Genomic DNA, 17,226 nt, shown 5'->3' on the forward strand with positions numbered 1-17,226 from the left:
GTGACCCCGCGTCGGGCTTTAAAGCCCTACTTCGGCTGACTGGAGGAGGGCGACGGCGTCGGGCTGGCCTTCGAAGGTGACCAGGGCGTGGCGGGTGCGGCCGTGGGCGTGCATCAGCAGTTCGCCCGGCTCGCCGACGATGGCCACCGAAACGGGAGCGCGCTTGGCAACATGGCGCGGTCCCGAGGGCCGCACCAGAACGATGCCCAGGTCGACGCCCCGGTAGAGGATGGCGGCGCGCTTGACGAGCTCGTCCCACAGCGCGTCAGAATAGGCTTCGTCCAGCGCCCTTGGCGCCCACCGGTCCACGGCACGGCGCACGTCTTCTGTGTGGACAAAGTACTCAATCAGGTTGGCGCTTTCGTCCAGTCCCTTAATGTTCATGGGCGAGAGGGCCGGTGGCCCGGCACGGAAAGTGTTCACCAGCCGGGCGTAGGCGTCCGCGGTGGTGACCTTCGCAGCCAGCTTGGCCGTGGCCTGGTCTGATGCCTTCGCCAGGCGCTTGATGATCAGCCCAAGTCCCACGGCGGCTTTGCGTTCGCGCAGGTAAAGGTGCGCGGCAAGGTCCCTGGTGCGCCAGCCTTTGCAGAGCGTGGGCGCGTCGGGACCGGCCGCAAGGAGGGTTTCGGCCAGGACTTCTCGGGACGGGTCGACGAAATGCATCACTTGTGAAACTAGCACGAGAGCCCCGCAGTTGGGCACCGTGCCCGGCGGGGCAGGCGTGCCGTTGTTCACACAGGAATTGGGGCATGGCCAAGGCACTAGACTTGACCTGATGTCTGAGCAGCCCGCCCCCGCCCCAACCACCGATTCCGCCGTGCCCGCAGCGCCGCCGGCAGCACCGGCCGGAACGTCGTCCGCGCCGGCAAGTCCGCTCCCGGCCGAGCTGGCCGCGGCACTCAAGCGCGACAGCGCAGGCCTGGTGGCCGCCGTCGTGCAGCAATTCGACACCAACGAGGTGCTGATGCTGGGCTGGATGGATGACGAGGCGCTGCACCGGACCATGACCAGCGGAAGGGTCACCTTCTACTCCCGCTCCCGCCAGGAGTACTGGCGCAAGGGAGACACATCAGGGCATGTCCAGTGGGTAAAGTCGGTGGCCATGGACTGCGACGGCGATGCGTTGCTGGTGCGCGTTGACCAAGTGGGCGCCGCGTGCCACACCGGCACCCGAACCTGCTTCGACGGCAGGGACCTGGCCGTAACCGCAGGCCACGCAAGCTGACACTCTTCACCGCAGGTTGCTGCGGAACGCGGGGGAGGGCTGGCCACCCCTGCAAGCACACCACCAGGCGCCGCGCAGCCGGCCCTACAAGAACAGGCGGAACAACATAGCCATGCAGGACCTTGGAATCATCAGCCCGGGCCTTGAGGAGTTCCGGGAACTGGCCGGCCACAGCCGCGTGATCCCCGTACGGCTCAAGGTACTTGCCGACGCCGAGACGCCCATTGGTTTGTACCGGAAGCTTGCGCAGGGGCAGCCCGGAACGTTCCTGATGGAGTCCGCTGCCGTGGGCGGGGCGTGGTCCCGCTACTCGTTCATCGGCGCCAGGTCACGGGCAACACTGACCACCAAGGACGGGAACGCGCACTGGCTGGGCGAGCCGCCGGCGGGCGTCCCGGTAAACGGCAGCCCGGTGGATGCCGTCCGCGACACCATCGAAGCCCTCCGCACGGACAGGTTCGATGGCCTGCCGCCTTTCACCTCCGGCCTGGTGGGTTTCCTGGGCTGGGAAACCGTGCGGCACTGGGAGCGCCTGGTGAGCCCGCCCGAGGATGACCTGCAGCTGCCGGAGATGGCGCTGAACCTCGTAACGGACATGGCCGTGCACGACAACGTCGACGGCACGGTGCTGCTGATCGCCAACGCCATCAACTTCGATGACAGCTCCGAACGCGTGGACGAGGCCTGGCACGACGCCGTGGCGCGGGTCAAGGCGCTCCTGGCCAAGGTCAGCACCCCGGTGGCGCAGCCCGTCTCGGTCCTGGCGCCGGCGGCACTGGACTTCGCCTCCAGCGTCCAGGAGCGCTGGAATGAAGCCGAGTACCTGGCCGCGCTGGACCGCGGCAAGGAAGCCATCGTGGACGGCGAGGTGTTCCAGGTGGTGATTTCGCGCCGCTTCGAGATGGAGTGCAAGGCCTCCGCCCTGGACGTGTACCGGGTGCTGCGCAACACCAACCCCAGCCCCTACATGTACATCTTCAGCCTTGAGGACGCCGAGGGCCGGGAGTACTCGATCGTCGGGTCTTCGCCCGAGGCCCTCGTGACCGTCACCGGTGAAGAGGTCATCACGCACCCCATCGCCGGATCCCGCCCGCGCGGCAAAACCGTCGAGGCGGACAAGGCACTCGCTGAGGAGCTCCTGGCGGACCAGAAGGAACGGGCAGAGCACCTGATGCTCGTGGATCTCTCCCGCAACGACCTTTCCAAGGTGTGCGTGGCCGGAACCGTGGATGTCACCCAGTTCATGGAGGTGGAACGCTTCAGCCACATCATGCACCTCGTCTCCACCGTGGTGGGCCAGCTCTCGCCGAAGGCGAAGGCCTACGACGTCCTGAAAGCCACGTTCCCGGCCGGAACCCTGTCCGGAGCCCCCAAGCCCCGCGCCCTGCGGCTCCTCGACGAGCTTGAACCGCACCGCCGCAGCATCTACGGGGGAGTGGTGGGCTACCTGGATTTCGCCGGCGACATGGACATGGCCATCGCCATCCGCTCCGCGCTGCTCCGGGAGGGCCGGGCATACGTCCAGGCCGGCGGAGGAATCGTGGCTGACTCGGTGAACACCACTGAAGCCCTCGAAACGGTCAACAAGGCTGCGGCTCCGCTCCGCGCGGTGCACACGGCCGGCTCGCTGCAGAACATCTCGGCGGACACCTTGCCGGGCGGGACCGGTTCCTGATGTCCGGCCCGGATCCGGCAGCAGGCCAGACAGCCACCGCCAAAAAGAGCTCCGGCACCCGTGCCTGGGCACGAAAGTCGACGTTGGTCCTGCTCATCGCCGTCCTGGCGCTGGCAGTATTCGGCACTACCACCCAAACATGGATGACGGTCACGCTTGACCCGAACCAGGTGGGCCAGGCCGGTGCCGCGCAAACGGCGCTGGAGGTCCAGGGCAGCAAGGCCGCCACTGCCGTCACGGCGCTGGCCCTGGTGGCTCTCGCGGGCGGGCTCGCCGCCGCGATCGCCGGCAGGATCGCGAGGTGGATCATCACGGCCATCATCGTCCTGGCTGCTGCCGGCATCGTCGCCGCAGCGGCCACCGTCCTGGCCAATCCCCTGGCTGCTGCCCAGGGAGCCATCGCAGCGGCGACCGGGATCACCGGCAGCCAGGCGCACGTGGCTGTGACGGCCTTCCCGGTGCTCGCCGTCGTCGCCGGTTGTTTGCTGGCCCTGGCAGCCCTGCTCATCATCCCTGCCGGGCGGCATTGGAAGACCCGGACGAAATATGACGCGCCCGCCGCGGGCAGCGCGGCCCCGCCGGCAGGTCCGGTGGATGAGATCGACAGCTGGGACCGGCTCTCCCGCGGCGACGACCCCACCTGAGCCGTCCCGGCCCTGCGCCGGCGCCGCGGGCAGGCCGCCGATACGCGGCCACCGGCCAATAAATGGCAGAATGTAAGCAGTATCCACCCTGAGGAGATTTTCCATGAGCAAAGCACCTGCGTCCGTTTCCAAGTCAGGCACCCGCACGGTAGCCCCCGGCGCCATTGACCACAGCCAGGAACTCGGCCACGGCAACAGCCCCGCGGCCTGGACCTGCGTCATCGTGATGCTGGTGGGCGCCCTCATCATGTCCATCGCTTTCGTCATCGCCAATACCCCCATCTTCATCGCCGGCGGCGCCGTGATGGTGCTTGGGCTGATCCTCGGCTACATCATGCGCAAGGCAGGCTACGGCGTCGAAGGCAGCAAGCTGAAGAACTCCGGCCACTGATGGCAACTGTTCTCGATGACATCAACGCCGGTGTCAGGGAGGATATGGACGCGCGGAAACGCCTCGTTTCCCTCGCTGAACTGAAGGACCGGGCCCAGGCTGCCGCGCCCGCCCGCGACGCCTGGGCTGCGCTCGGCGGCCCCTCCCCGTCCCGGGAACAGCTGAAAGTCATCGCGGAAATCAAACGCCGCAGCCCCTCCAAGGGCGACCTCGCCGCCATCGGCGATCCCGCCTCCCTCGCACGGCAGTACGCCGACGGCGGCGCCTCCGTCATCAGCGTCCTCACCGAACAGCGCCGCTTCAACGGCTCGCTCGCGGACCTCGATGCCGTGCGAGCCGCGGTGGACGTGCCGCTGCTGCGCAAGGACTTCACCCTCGACGAGTACCAGATCTGGGAAGCCCGCGCCCACGGCGCGGACCTGATCCTGCTGATCGTGGCGGCCCTCTCCGACGCACAGCTCACCGAGTATTCGGCGCTCAGCTCCGAACTCGGCATGAACGTGCTGGTGGAGACGCACACCGAAGAGGAAATTGAACGGGCCATCGCCGCCCAGGCGCGCATCATCGGTGTCAACGTGCGGAACCTGAAGACGCTCGACGTCGACCGTTCCGTGTTCGCCTCCCTGGCGGGGCTGATTCCGGCCGAGGCCCTCGTGGTCGCCGAATCCGGCGTCCGCGACGTGGACGACGTCACGCACTACGCCGCCAGCGGTGCCAACGCAATCCTGGTGGGCGAGGCCCTGGTGAGCCACTCCACCCCGCGTGAGCGGATTGCCGAATTTACGGCCGCAGGCGCCGCCGCCATCGCCGCCCGCGGCTGACCGGACGCCCCTGCACACACCAGTGTGGACAGGGGCTGTTTGCCGCCCGCGGATTTGTCCCGGCCCCCAGCCGGAACACCACACTTACTGAACGATCAACTGGAACAGGACGGGACTGATGGCTGACGCACCCTCAGCGAACGCTGACAACAACGCCGCGGAAGCATTCCTGCAGGGCGGCTCCCTCAAGCACGCCCCGGGACCCTACTTCGGCAGCTACGGGGGACGCTGGATGCCGGAGTCCCTCATCGCTGCTTTGGACGAACTCGAGGAGACCTTCGACAAGGCCAAGGAGGATCCCGAATTCCGGGCCCAGATCGCGGACCTGAACAAGAACTACTCCGGCCGTCCCTCCCTCCTGACGGAAGCAAAGCGCTTCTCGCAGCACGCCGGCGGTGTCCGGATCTTCCTCAAGCGCGAGGACCTGAACCACACCGGTTCACACAAGATCAACAACGTCCTTGGCCAGGCCCTGCTCGCCAAGCGCATGGGCAAGACCCGGGTCATCGCCGAAACCGGCGCGGGCCAGCACGGAGTGGCCAGTGCCACCGCCGCCGCCCTCATGGGCCTGGAATGTGTGGTCTACATGGGTGCGGAGGACTGCCGGCGCCAGGCGCTGAACGTTGCGCGCATGGAGCTCCTGGGCGCCACTGTCATCCCTGTCACCAGCGGCTCGCAAACCCTCAAGGACGCCATCAACGACGCCCTGCGGGATTGGGTGGCCAACGTGGACAACACCCACTACCTCCTCGGCACCGCAGCCGGCGCGCACCCGTTCCCGGCCATGGTCCGGTACTTCCATGAAGTCATCGGCGAAGAAGCCCGCGCCCAGATCCTGGAGCAGGAAGGCCGGCTCCCTGACGCCGTCTGCGCCTGCATCGGCGGCGGCTCCAACGCCATTGGCATCTTCCACGGCTTCCTTGACGATCCGTCGGTCAAGATCTATGGCTTCGAGGCAGGCGGCGACGGCGTGGAGACCGGCCGCCATGCGGCCACCATCACGCTGGGCAAGCCCGGCGTGCTGCACGGCGCCCGCTCCTACCTCATGCAGGACGACGACGGCCAGACCATCGAGTCCCACTCGATCTCGGCAGGCCTCGACTACCCCGGTGTGGGTCCGGAGCACTCCTACCTCGCCGACATTGGGCGCGTCAGCTACGAGCCGATCACGGACAGCGAGGCCATGGAAGCCTTCCGGCTCCTGTGCCGCACCGAAGGCATCATTCCCGCCATCGAGTCCGCGCACGCTCTGGCCGGCGCCATCAAGGTGGGGCATCGGCTGGCTGACGAAACCGCCGCCGCAAACGGGACGGCGCAGGACAAGATCGTGATCGTGAACCTTTCCGGCCGCGGCGACAAGGACGTGGCCACCGCAGCCGAATGGTTTGACCTGTTGGACAAGGATTCCGCGGAGTCGGAAATCGGCAAAGAGGGGGAGCAGCTGTGAGCGGCGCAGAGATGACGAACAGGGCACAGACCATCAGCAAGTCAGCGGCGGCCATCGACAAGGCCCGCGCCGAGGGCCGCGCCGCCCTCATCGGCTACCTGCCCGCCGGCTACCCCAGCGTGGAACAGACCATCGCCGCCGGCATCGCGCTGGCGGAAAACGGCGCCGACCTCATCGAAATCGGCATCCCCTACTCAGACCCGGTTATGGACGGCCAGGTCATCCAGGCCGCCACCACGGAGGCCCTGGCCAACGGCTTCTCAGTGCGCCAGGTCTTTGACGTCGTGGCAGGCATCACCAGCAAGACCGACGCCGCCGTCCTGGTTATGACCTACTGGAACCCTGTGGTCCGGATGGGTGTGGACGAGTTCTCGCGGCGCCTGTCGGAGGCCGGGGGAGCCGGGCTCATCACCCCGGACCTCATCCCCGACGAGGCAGCCGAGTGGATGGAGGCATCGGACAAGTACGGCCTGGACCGGGTGTTCCTTGTGGCACCGTCCTCCACCACCGAGCGCATGCAGCGGACCGTGGACGCGAGCCGCGGCTTCGTCTACGCCGTGTCCATCATGGGCGTCACCGGCGCCCGGGCCTCCGTCAGCACGGCAGCCAAGGATGTAGTGGCCGCGGCCCACGCCGCCGGCGCCGAGCGCGTCTGCGTTGGACTCGGCGTGTCCAACGCCGGCCAGGTCCGCGAGATCGCAGCGTACGCCGAAGGCGTCATCGTGGGCACCGCGCTGGTAGCCGCAATCCGCGACGGCGGCGTGGACGCCGTCGCTGCCCTCACCAAAGACCTCAGCACCGGGCTGAGCCGTAACACCGGACTGATAGAGGAAGAAGCCTAATTCATGCAGACGCTCCTTCAGGCAGCCGCCATGGTGCCCGCCAGCATCCCCAGCCCGGACTGGTCCGGCTTCGACATTCCCCTGCCCTGGGGGACGCTGCGCATCCACGCCTACGCCCTGTGCATCCTGGCAGGCATCGTGGCGGGCCTGTGGCTGACCTCTGCCCGCTGGGCGAAGCGCGGAGCACCTGAGGGCAGCGTCTGGGACATCGTCGTTTGGGCGATTCCCTTCGGCATCATCGGCGGCCGCCTGTACCACGTGGTCTCCTCACCTGACGCGTACTTCGGTCCCGGCTTCGACGGCACCGGGGACCTCTCCCTGATCCCGCAGATCCAGCGCGGCGGCCTGGGCATTTGGGGCGCCGTGGTCCTGGGCGTGGTGGGGGCCTGGATCGGCTGCCGCCGCAGCGGGGTCAAGCTGAGTGCCTTCCTTGACGCCGCCGCGCCCGGGCTGCTGCTGGCCCAGGCCGTGGGCCGCTGGGGCAACTGGTTCAACCAGGAATTGTTCGGCGGCCCCACCACGCTGCCGTGGGGGCTGCAGATCGACGCCGACAACGCCAACTTCCCGGCCGGCGTCCCCGCCGACACCCTGTTCCACCCCACGTTCCTCTATGAATCGCTGTGGAACCTGGCCGGCGTCGTCATCCTGCTCGCCCTGGACCGGAAGTTCAACTTCCGCCGCAGCAGGCTGTTCTGGCTCTACGCGATGTATTACACACTGGGCCGGGTCTGGATCGAAGCCATGCGCATCGATGACGCCGAGCAGATCTCGCTGTTCGGCATCACCACCCGCCTCAACGTCTGGACCAGCATCTTCGTTTTCCTGGCTGCCCTTGCGGCGTTCATCCTGCTGGGAAGGAAGAAGCGGACCGAGCCGGACAGTGTGTACCTGGACGGCCGGAAACCGGCGGAAAAACAAGAGGCGGAGCCGGATAAAAACGCTGTATCAGCATCCGGCGATCCGGTCCGTGATGCGGACTCCGTTGTCTCAGATAGTGAATCGCGTGATAATCTCCCTGATAACCAAAGCGGTTCCCGGCGTGCTTCCGTCCCCACGGAAGAAGCCGAGGCTGCGCCGGCAGGCCCCAAGCCCGGACCGGACGCAACCGCTGCCGGAAGTTCCGGCAGCACGGCCACAGGAACCGCGCCGGAAGCCGGCGCTACCAAGTAGCGCGCGGGCCAGGCAGGGCAGCAGAGCCACCGCTCGAAGCGCCCAATCACCACAGTGTCGTGGCATCGGGGCCACCCTGGACAGCATAGAGCTGCTGCCCAGTGTTGCCCGGGGCAGGGGCCTGCGTAACTGTTAGTTCAGCAGGCCACGCTGACCTACAATTTCCAGTAATCAACACTTTGTTGTGCCCATAACCGCGGCGCCGACGAGTGGGGCCAACGGTGTCCCTTCCATACGCACGATCAGGAGGAAGGACGTCTCCCATGAGCCAAACTCTTCACACTCCCAGCTGGTCCGAACCGGACCAGCCTCAGGCCGCCATGCCGCCGTTCAAGCGCTTTGCAGCCCTGCCGGAGGCCTCCGGGCTGTACAACCCGGAGCAGGAGAAGGACGCCTGCGGGCTTGCGATCATCGCCACCCTCCGCGGCGAGCCCGGCTACGACATTGTGGACGCCGCCCTCACCGCCCTGCGCAACCTCGAGCACCGCGGTGCCGTGGGCGCTGACGAAGGCACCGGTGACGGCGCAGGCCTCCTGATGCAGATCCCGGATGAGTTCTTCCGCGCGGTCACAGAGTTCGAACTTCCCGCCCCCGGCCAGTACGTTGCCGGCACCGCCTTCCTTCCCGCCGAACAGCGCGAGGCCGACGCCGCCAAGGCAGGCATCGAGGGCCTCGCGGCTGACGAGGGCCTCAAGGTCCTCGGCTGGCGTGAGGTGCCCATCGTCGCCGACCTCGTCGGTGCCATGGCACGCGCCTGCATGCCCTACTTTTCCCAGCCCTTCCTGGCATCCGCCATCGGCGAGGAACTGGACCGCAACGAACTGGACTCCCGCGCCTGGCGGATCCGCAAGCGCGCCCAGAACAAGTTCGGCGTCTACTTCCCGTCGCTGTCCTCGCGGACCATCGTCTACAAGGGCATGCTCACCACCGCCCAGCTCGAGCCGTTCTACCCGGACCTCTCGGACAAGCGCTTCAAGACCAAGCTCGCGATCGTCCACTCGCGCTTCTCCACCAACACCTTCCCGTCCTGGCCGCTGGCCCAGCCGTTCCGCACCATCGCGCACAACGGCGAAATCAACACGGTCAAGGGCAACCGCAACTGGATGCGCGCCCGCCAGTCCCAGCTCGCCAACCCGCTGCTGGGCGACTCGCCGGAAGAGCTGTACCCCATCTGCACCCCCGGCGCCTCGGACTCGGCGTCCTTCGACGAGGTAGCCGAGCTGCTGTGGCTCTCAGGCCGCCCCATCACGCACTCGATCATGATGATGATCCCGGAGGCGTGGGAAAACCACGCCACCATGGATCCGGCCCGCCGCGCGTTCTACGAGTACCACTCCCTGCTCATGGAGCCGTGGGACGGCCCGGCAGCCGTTTCCTTCACCGACGGCAACCTCGTGGGCGCAACCCTCGACCGCAACGGCCTGCGTCCGGGCCGCTTCTGGATCACCGAGGACGGCCTGATCGTCTTCGCCTCCGAGGTGGGCGTCATCGACGTCGAACCCTCCAAGGTGGTCAAGAAGGGCCGCGTGTCCCCGGGCAAGATGTTCCTGGTGGACACTGACGCCGGGCGCATCATTGACGATGAAGAGGTCAAGGCCGAAGTGGCCGCCGCCAACCCGTGGGCCGAGTGGGTCAAGGACAACCTGATCGACCTGAACGAGCTTCCCGAGCGCGAGCACGTGGTCCACACCGCCGCGTCGGTGAACATCCGCCAGCGCACCTTCGGCTACACCACCGAGGAACTGAAGATCCTGCTGGGCCCGATGGCCCGCACCGGCGCCGAGCCGCTGGGCGCCATGGGCTCGGACACCCCGGTGGCCGTGCTGTCCAAGCGCCCCCGCCTGCTCTTCGACTACTTTGTGCAGTCCTTCGCGCAGGTAACCAACCCGCCGCTGGACGCCATCCGCGAAGAGCTGGTCACGTCCCTGACGTGTGCCATCGGCCCCAACGGCAACCTTCTGGACACCAAGCAGGTCCGCCAGCCCCAGGTCCAGCTGCCGTTCCCGGTCATCAACAACGACCAGCTCGCCAAGATCGCCAACATTGAGGATGCCGACGGCAACCGCGTGGCGATGAAGGTCCGCGGGCTCTACCGCCCCGAAGGCGGCGAGAACGCGCTCCGTGCCCGGCTGACGGAAATCTGTGAGCAGGTATCCGGCGCCATCAACCGCGGCGTGCAGTACATCGTGCTGTCCGACCGTGATTCGAACGCGCAGTGGGCGCCCATCCCGTCCCTGCTCCTGGTGAGCGCGGTGCACCACCACCTGCTCCGCAGCGCCAACCGGACCAAGACCGCCCTGGTGGTCGAGGCCGGCGACGTCCGCGAGACGCACCACGTGGCCGTGCTCATCGGCTACGGCGCCTCCGCCGTCAACCCGTACCTCGCCATGGAATCGGTGGAGCAGCTCATTGCTGCCGGCGATGTCACCGGGGTCACCCCGCAGGACGGCGTCTACAACCTCATCAAGGGCCTGGGCAAGGGCGTCCTGAAGATCATGTCCAAGATGGGCATCTCCACCGTTGCGTCCTACACCGGCGCCCAGACCTTTGAAGCGCTGGGCCTGGGACAGGAACTGGTGGACGAATTCTTCGCCGGCACCCACTCGCAGCTTGGCGGCGTGGGCCTGGATGTCATTGCAGCCGAAGTTTCGGCACGCCACCAGATGGCGTACCCCGAGGGGGGCATCGAGCAGCCCCACCGTCCGCTGCTGGGCGGCGGCGAGTACCAGTGGCGCCGCGACGGCGAGCCGCACCTGTTCAACCCGGAGACCGTCTTCCGGCTGCAGCACGCAACACGTGAGCGCCGCTACGACATCTTCAAGGCGTACACCAGGGGAGTGGACGACCAGTCCCAGAACCTGATGACCCTCCGCGGCCTACTCAAGTTCAAGAATGAGCGTCCCGCGGTTCCGCTCGAGGAAGTGGAGCCGGTTTCCAGCATCGTCAAGCGGTTCTCCACGGGTGCCATGAGCTACGGCTCCATCTCCCAAGAGGCCCACGAGACGCTGGCCATCGCCATGAACCAGCTGGGCGGCAAGTCCAACACCGGTGAAGGCGGCGAGGACGTGGAGCGCCTGCTCGACCCGAAGCGCCGTTCCGCCGTCAAGCAGATTGCCTCCGGCCGTTTCGGTGTCACCAGCCTTTACCTGACCAATGCCGACGACATCCAGATCAAAATGGCGCAGGGGGCAAAGCCCGGCGAGGGCGGCCAGCTGATGGCGCAAAAGGTCTACCCGTGGGTGGCCCGTACCCGCCACTCGACCCCCGGCGTCGGACTCATCTCCCCGCCCCCGCACCACGACATCTACTCCATCGAGGACCTCGCGCAGCTCATCTACGATGCCAAGCGCGCCAACCCCTCGGCCCGCGTTCACGTCAAGCTCGTCTCCGAAGTGGGGATCGGCACCGTGGCATCGGGCGTGACCAAGGCGAAGGCCGACGTCGTGCTCGTTTCCGGCCACGACGGCGGAACCGGCGCCTCGCCGCTGAACTCGCTCAAGCACGCCGGTGTGCCCTGGGAGCTCGGCCTCGCCGAGACGCAGCAGACGCTGATGCTCAATGGCCTGCGCGACCGCGTGGTGGTGCAGGTTGACGGCCAGCTCAAGACCGGCCGCGACGTTGTGATCGCCGCGCTGCTGGGCGGCGAAGAGTTCGGGTTCGCCACCGCTCCGCTGGTGGTGGAAGGCTGCATCATGATGCGCGTCTGCCACCTGGACACCTGCCCGGTGGGTGTGGCCACGCAGAACCCGGAGCTCCGGGCACGCTTCAGCGGCAAGCCCGAGTTCGTGGTCAACTTCTTCGAGTTCCTGGCCGAGGAAGTCCGAGAAATCCTGGCTGAGCTGGGCTTCCGGAGCCTGGAAGAGGCCATCGGCCACGCCGAGGTCCTCGACGCCCGGGATGCCGTCAACCACTGGAAGGCCGACGGCCTGGACCTGGATCCGATCCTGCACGGGCTGGAGTTCGACGACGACGCCCCGCTGCGGAACATGACGGGCCAGAACCACGAGCTGGACAAGCACTTCGACCAGCGGCTGATCACCATGGCGACCGAGGCCCTCACGGACCGCAGCCCGGTGAAGATCTCGGTGGACGTGATCAACACGGACCGTTCAGTGGGCACCATGCTGGGGCACGTGGTCACCAAGACGTTCAGCACGGACGTCCTGGCCACGGACACCATTGACGTCACCCTCAGCGGCACCGCCGGCCAGTCCCTGGGCGCCTTCCTGCCCGCAGGCATCACCCTGCGGCTGTTCGGCGACTCCAACGACTACGTGGGCAAGGGCCTTTCCGGCGGGCGCATCATCGTCCGGCCGGACCGCACCAATGTGTTCAAGGCGGAGACCAACGTCATCGCCGGCAACGTGATCGGCTACGGCGCCACGAGCGGTGAGATGTTCCTGCGCGGCCAGGTGGGCGAACGCTTCCTGGTCCGCAACTCGGGCGCCACCGCCGTCGTCGAAGGCATTGGCGACCACGGCTGCGAGTACATGACCGGCGGCCAGACGCTGATCATCGGGCGCACCGGGCGGAACTTCGGTGCCGGCATGTCCGGCGGCACCGCCTACGTCCTTGACCTGGACGCTGCCAAGGTCAACAAGGACGCCCTGCAGTCCGGTGAACTCCAGCTCCGCGAGCTGGACGCCGAAGACCGCGACATCGTGCACGGCCTCCTGGTCAAGCACGTTGAAGAAACTGATTCCCAGCTGGCCGCGCGCCTCCTCGAGAACTTCGATGACACCGCCGCCCGCATTACCAAGGTGCTGCCGCGCGACTACGCGGCTGTGCTGCAAACCCGTCTCGACGCCATCGAAGAGGGCCTGGACCCCGACGGCGAAGAAGTGTGGTCTCGAATCCTGGAGGTAACCGGTGGCTGATCCACGCGGATTTTTGAAAGTACGTCAGCGTGAAACCCAGCCGCGCCGTCCCGTTCCCGTCCGCATCATGGACTGGAAGGAAGTGTACGAGGCGCAGGAGAAGGGCACCCTGAAGGCCCAGGCCGGCCGCTGTATGGACTGCGGCGTGCCGTTCTGCCACCAGGGCTGCCCGCTGGGCAACCTCATTCCCGAGTGGAACGACCTCATGTGGCGGGACAAGGGCGAGGAAGCCATCGAGCGCCTCCACGCCACCAACAACTTCCCCGAGTTCACCGGCCGGCTGTGCCCCGCCCCGTGCGAGGCGTCCTGCGTGCTGGGAATCAACCAGCCTGCCGTGACCATCAAGCAGGTGGAAGTCTCCATTATCGACGAAGCCTGGGACAACGGCTGGGTCAGCCCGCTGCCTCCCGCACGCCTGACCGGAAAGACCGTTGCCGTCGTCGGCTCCGGCCCTGCCGGCCTGGCCGTCGCGCAGCAGCTCACCCGCGTGGGCCACACCGTGGCCGTGTACGAGCGCGATGACAAGATCGGCGGCCTGCTGCGCTACGGCATCCCCGACTTCAAGATGGAAAAAGAGCAGGTTGACCGCCGCATCGAGCAGATGAAGTCGGAGGGAACCCGCTTCCGCACCGGTGTAGCGGTGGGCACGGATGTGACCTGGGAGCAGCTGCGCAGGCGCTACGACGCCGTCGTGGTCTGCACCGGCGCTACCGTTCCGCGTGACCTGCCCATCCCGGGCCGCGACCTTGAAGGCGTGCACTTCGCCATGGATTACCTCGTGCCGGCGAACCGTGTGGTTGCGGGGGAGACGGTGGAAAACCAGATCCACGCCCAGGGCAAGCACGTTGTCATCCTTGGCGGCGGCGATACCGGGGCGGACTGCCTGGGCACGGCGCACCGCCACGGTGCTGCCTCCGTCACCACGCTTGCCATCGGCAAGCAGCCGCCCTCAGAGCGGGCGGGCCACCAGCCGTGGCCCACGTTCCCCACGCTGTTCGAAGTGGCCAGCGCCCACGAGGAAGGCGGCGAGCGGACCTACCTCGCCTCCACCGTTGAGTTCGTTGGCGAAAACGGCAAGCTCACTGGCGTGAAGGTTGCCGAGACGGAGTTCGTTGACGGCAAGCGGCTGCCCAAGGCCGGTACCGAGCGGATCATCCCTGCGGACCTGGTCTTCCTGTCCCTGGGCTTCACAGGGGCTGAGCCGGCCGGCATCACGGAACAGGTCAACGCCGAGTTCGACGGCCGCGGCAATGTGTCCCGCGACGGTTACTACATGACCAACACCGAGGGTGTCTTTGTTGCCGGCGATGCCGGGCGTGGCCAGTCTCTGATTGTGTGGGCCATCGCCGAGGGACGCGCCGCCGCAGCCGCAGTGGACAAGTACCTGATGGGCAGCACCATCCTGCCTGCACCCGTGGCGCCCACCGACAGGGCCATCGCCGTCCTCTAGTGCAGCATCGAGGGTTCACCTCCACGACAACTTAACCAATGCAAGAGACCAATAGGGTAGGTATATGAGACGCGCAAAAATTGTGGCTACGTTCGGCCCGGCAATTGCCAGCTACGAAAACACCCTCGCGGTGCTGGAGGCCGGCGTTGACGTCGCCCGCATGAACATGAGCCACGGCGACTACACCGTGCATGACAACACCTACGAGAACGTCCGGAAGGCAGCAGCTGATCTCGGCAAGGCAGTGGCCATCATGGCTGACCTGCAGGGACCGAAGATCCGCCTGGGCCGGTTCGTTGACGGCCCGCACGCCCTCGCCGTTGGTGACACCTTCACCATCACCACCGAGGACGTTCCCGGCACCAAGGACATCTGCTCCACCACCCTGAAGAGCCTCACCGAGGACGTCAACGTGGGCGACGCCCTGCTGATCGACGACGGCAAGGTGGCGCTGCGAGCCACGGCCGTGGACGACGTCAAGGTGGTTGCAGAGGTTACGGTCGGCGGCATGGTGTCCAACAACAAGGGCATCAACCTGCCCGGCGTGGCCGTCAACGTCCCTGCATTGAGCGAAAAGGACGAGGACGATCTCCGCTGGGCCATGCGCCGCGGTGTTGACCTGGTGGCCCTGTCCTTCGTGCGTGACGCCTCCGACATCAGGCGTGTGCACGAGATCATGGACGAGGAAGGCCGCCGCGTGCCGGTCATCGCCAAGATCGAAAAGCCGCAGGCTGTTGATCAGTTGCCTGAAATCATCGACGCGTTCGATGCCATCATGGTGGCCCGTGGTGACCTTGGCGTGGAGCTTCCGCTGGAGGAAGTGCCGATCGTCCAGAAGCGTGCGATTGAGCTGGCCCGCCGCTGGGCGAAGCCAGTCATCGTGGCAACCCAGGTCCTGGAATCCATGATCGACAACCCCCGCCCCACCCGCGCGGAGGCCTCAGACTGCGCCAACGCCGTGCTGGACGGTGCGGACGCGGTGATGCTCTCCGGCGAGACCAGCGTGGGCAAGTACCCAATCGAGACGGTCAAGGTGATGGCCCGGATCATCGAGTCCACCGAGGTCCACGGCCTTGAGCGCGTTCCTCCGCTGGGCACCAAGCCCAAGACCCGTGGCGGTGCAATCACCCGTGCCGCCGTCGAAATCGCCGACCAGCTGGACGCCAAGTACATCTGTGCTTTCACCCAGTCCGGCGACTCCGCACGCCGCCTCTCGCGCCTGCGCCCCATCAAGCCGGTCTTCGCCTTCACTCCGGTGGAGCAGGTCTGGAACCAGCTGGCGCTCACCTGGGGCATCCAGCCGGTGCTGGTCCAGATGGTGGACCACACCGACGAGATGACCGCACAGGTTGACCGCAGCCTCCTGGAGATGGGTCTCGTGGACGACGGCGACCTGGTGGTAATTGCCGCCGGTTCGCCTCCCGGAAAGGCCGGTTCCACCAACTCCCTGAAGGTGCACAAGGTGGGCGACCTCGCCGATTCCACACGTGTTGGTGAAGCCGCCAGCAACAAGGAAAAGCTCGGCCCCTGGCCGGAAAAGAAGAAGAAGGCCTAGGCTTTCGGACAGCAGAAAGGACCCCTGCCGGTTGGCAGGGGTCCTTTCTGCTGTCTACGACAGTGCTGTTAGTTGACCTGGTTGATGATGGTCTCTGCCACTTCGCGCATGCTGAGGCGGCGGTCCATGGAGGTCTTCTGGATCCAGCGGAAGGCTTCCGGTTCCGTGAGGCCCATCTTGGTGGTGAGGAGGCTCTTGGCGCGTTCCACGAGCTTGCGGGTGGCGAACTGCTCCTGGAGGTCGGAGACCTCGCTTTCCAGGGCCTTGATCTCCTCGTGGCGGGAGAGGGCGATCTCCAGCGCCGGGATGAGGTCGGCCGGGGTGAAGGGCTTGACCACGTAGGCCATGGCACCGGCGTCGCGGGCGCGCTCCACGAGTTCCTTCTGGCTGAAGGCGGTCAGCAGCACCACGGGGGCGATGCGGGCCTTGACGATCTTTTCAGCTGCGGAAATGCCGTCCATCACGGGCATCTTGACGTCCATCAGGACCAGGTCCGGCTTCAGCTCTTCAGCCAGCTGGACGGCCTTCTCGCCGTTGTCTGCTTCGCCGATGACGTCATAGCCTTCGCCGCGCAGGATTTCGATGATGTCGAGGCGGATGAGGGTTTCATCCTCGGCCACAACGACGCGGCGCGCCGGCTGGGACGTGGGTTTTGACTCCGTCTGTTCAGTCACGGGATCTCCTTGGAAAGGTACGGCGGGGACATCACTATCTTAGGTGCGCCCGGTCCTGTACTTGATCTGCATGGTCAGGTGCGGCGACGGCGGCGCGATTCTGGAATTCAGCCTATCTGCATGTAGAGTAATTCCGCGTACGTGAAGCGATCGCGTTGCTCACAATCAGCTGTGGGCGTAGCCTTTTGCTTCTTGTAATCCGCGCCCGAGTGGCGGAATTGGCAGACGCGCCGCACTCAAAATGCGGTATCGAAAGGTGTGTGGGTTCGAGTCCCACCTCGGGCACAGCATGACCCCTCCTCAGAGGGGTCTTTTGCTTTAACGTGTTGACATGGTTTGTGGTGGCGTCCCTCTGACGCTAGGTTTGCGCGCTGTGGCCTGGCTGCCGCGGAGCCTATTCAAGTGTGTGTGATGGCGGGTTCAAGTCCCTGGCTAGTGGGGTTCCCGCCTGCTGT

At 66.5% G+C, this 17,226-nt stretch carries 13 protein-coding genes and 1 tRNA gene; 12 read left to right on the forward strand and 2 right to left on the reverse strand.

Annotation, left to right across the window (positions count from 1 at the left end):
* Positions 1-18: 18 nt before the first annotated feature.
* The gene (locus M8J71_RS08745; protein WP_256247526.1) at positions 19-663 is read right to left on the reverse strand and encodes a TIGR03085 family metal-binding protein; all 645 of its coding nucleotides are present in this window, start codon (positions 661-663) and stop codon (positions 19-21) included.
* Positions 664-775: 112 nt separating this feature from the next.
* Between M8J71_RS08745 and hisI the strand changes: the two genes are divergently transcribed.
* The 11 genes from hisI (at position 776) to pyk (ending at position 16,097) form a co-directional block, all read left to right on the forward strand.
* A complete protein-coding gene (gene hisI, locus M8J71_RS08750; protein WP_256247527.1) occupies positions 776-1,225 on the forward strand; it encodes a phosphoribosyl-AMP cyclohydrolase in 450 nt (149 codons plus the stop codon).
* A gap of 112 nt (positions 1,226-1,337) precedes the next feature.
* A complete protein-coding gene (locus M8J71_RS08755) occupies positions 1,338-2,900 on the forward strand; it encodes an anthranilate synthase component I (protein WP_256247528.1) in 1,563 nt (520 codons plus the stop codon).
* Positions 2,900-3,544, forward strand: a complete 645-nt coding sequence (locus M8J71_RS08760) for a Trp biosynthesis-associated membrane protein (RefSeq protein ID WP_256247529.1) — start codon at positions 2,900-2,902, stop codon at positions 3,542-3,544. The genes M8J71_RS08755 and M8J71_RS08760 overlap by 1 nt, the downstream gene beginning before the upstream one ends.
* Positions 3,545-3,647: 103 nt before the next feature.
* Positions 3,648-3,935 (forward strand): HGxxPAAW family protein, encoded by a 288-nt coding sequence (locus tag M8J71_RS08765; RefSeq protein ID WP_163163217.1) that lies wholly within the window; start codon positions 3,648-3,650, stop codon positions 3,933-3,935.
* Positions 3,935-4,756 (forward strand): indole-3-glycerol phosphate synthase TrpC, encoded by an 822-nt coding sequence (gene trpC / locus M8J71_RS08770; RefSeq protein ID WP_256247530.1) that lies wholly within the window; start codon positions 3,935-3,937, stop codon positions 4,754-4,756. The genes M8J71_RS08765 and trpC overlap by 1 nt, the downstream gene beginning before the upstream one ends.
* A gap of 118 nt (positions 4,757-4,874) precedes the next feature.
* The gene (gene trpB / locus M8J71_RS08775) at positions 4,875-6,203 is read left to right on the forward strand and encodes a tryptophan synthase subunit beta (RefSeq protein ID WP_256247531.1); all 1,329 of its coding nucleotides are present in this window, start codon (positions 4,875-4,877) and stop codon (positions 6,201-6,203) included.
* Positions 6,204-6,214: 11 nt separating this feature from the next.
* On the forward strand, positions 6,215-7,045 hold the full coding sequence (trpA, locus tag M8J71_RS08780) for a tryptophan synthase subunit alpha (protein WP_256247869.1): 831 nt from the start codon (positions 6,215-6,217) through the stop codon (positions 7,043-7,045).
* A gap of 3 nt (positions 7,046-7,048) precedes the next feature.
* A complete protein-coding gene (gene lgt / locus M8J71_RS08785) occupies positions 7,049-8,215 on the forward strand; it encodes a prolipoprotein diacylglyceryl transferase (RefSeq protein WP_256247532.1) in 1,167 nt (388 codons plus the stop codon).
* A gap of 263 nt (positions 8,216-8,478) precedes the next feature.
* Positions 8,479-13,092, forward strand: a complete 4,614-nt coding sequence (gltB, locus tag M8J71_RS08790) for a glutamate synthase large subunit (protein ID WP_256247533.1) — start codon at positions 8,479-8,481, stop codon at positions 13,090-13,092.
* Positions 13,085-14,542 carry a glutamate synthase subunit beta gene (locus tag M8J71_RS08795; RefSeq protein ID WP_163163227.1) on the forward strand — a complete coding sequence of 486 codons (1,458 nt, stop codon included), beginning with the start codon at positions 13,085-13,087 and terminating at the stop codon, positions 14,540-14,542. Before gltB ends, M8J71_RS08795 begins: the two co-directional genes overlap by 8 nt.
* A 64-nt stretch (positions 14,543-14,606) precedes the next feature.
* Entirely contained in the window at positions 14,607-16,097 is a 1,491-nt protein-coding gene (gene pyk / locus M8J71_RS08800) for a pyruvate kinase (protein ID WP_256247534.1), read from the forward strand.
* 68 nt (positions 16,098-16,165) lie between these two features.
* On the opposite strand, the gene M8J71_RS08805 is transcribed toward pyk, so the two are convergent.
* A complete protein-coding gene (locus tag M8J71_RS08805; RefSeq protein WP_163163231.1) occupies positions 16,166-16,771 on the reverse strand; it encodes an ANTAR domain-containing response regulator in 606 nt (201 codons plus the stop codon).
* A gap of 203 nt (positions 16,772-16,974) precedes the next feature.
* Between M8J71_RS08805 and M8J71_RS08810 the strand changes: the two genes are divergently transcribed.
* Positions 16,975-17,056 (forward strand) — tRNA-Leu (locus M8J71_RS08810).
* Positions 17,057-17,226 lie beyond the last annotated feature (170 nt).

Source organism: Pseudarthrobacter sp. R1 (assembly GCF_024494415.1).
Classification (GTDB): Bacteria; Actinomycetota; Actinomycetes; order Actinomycetales; family Micrococcaceae; genus Arthrobacter.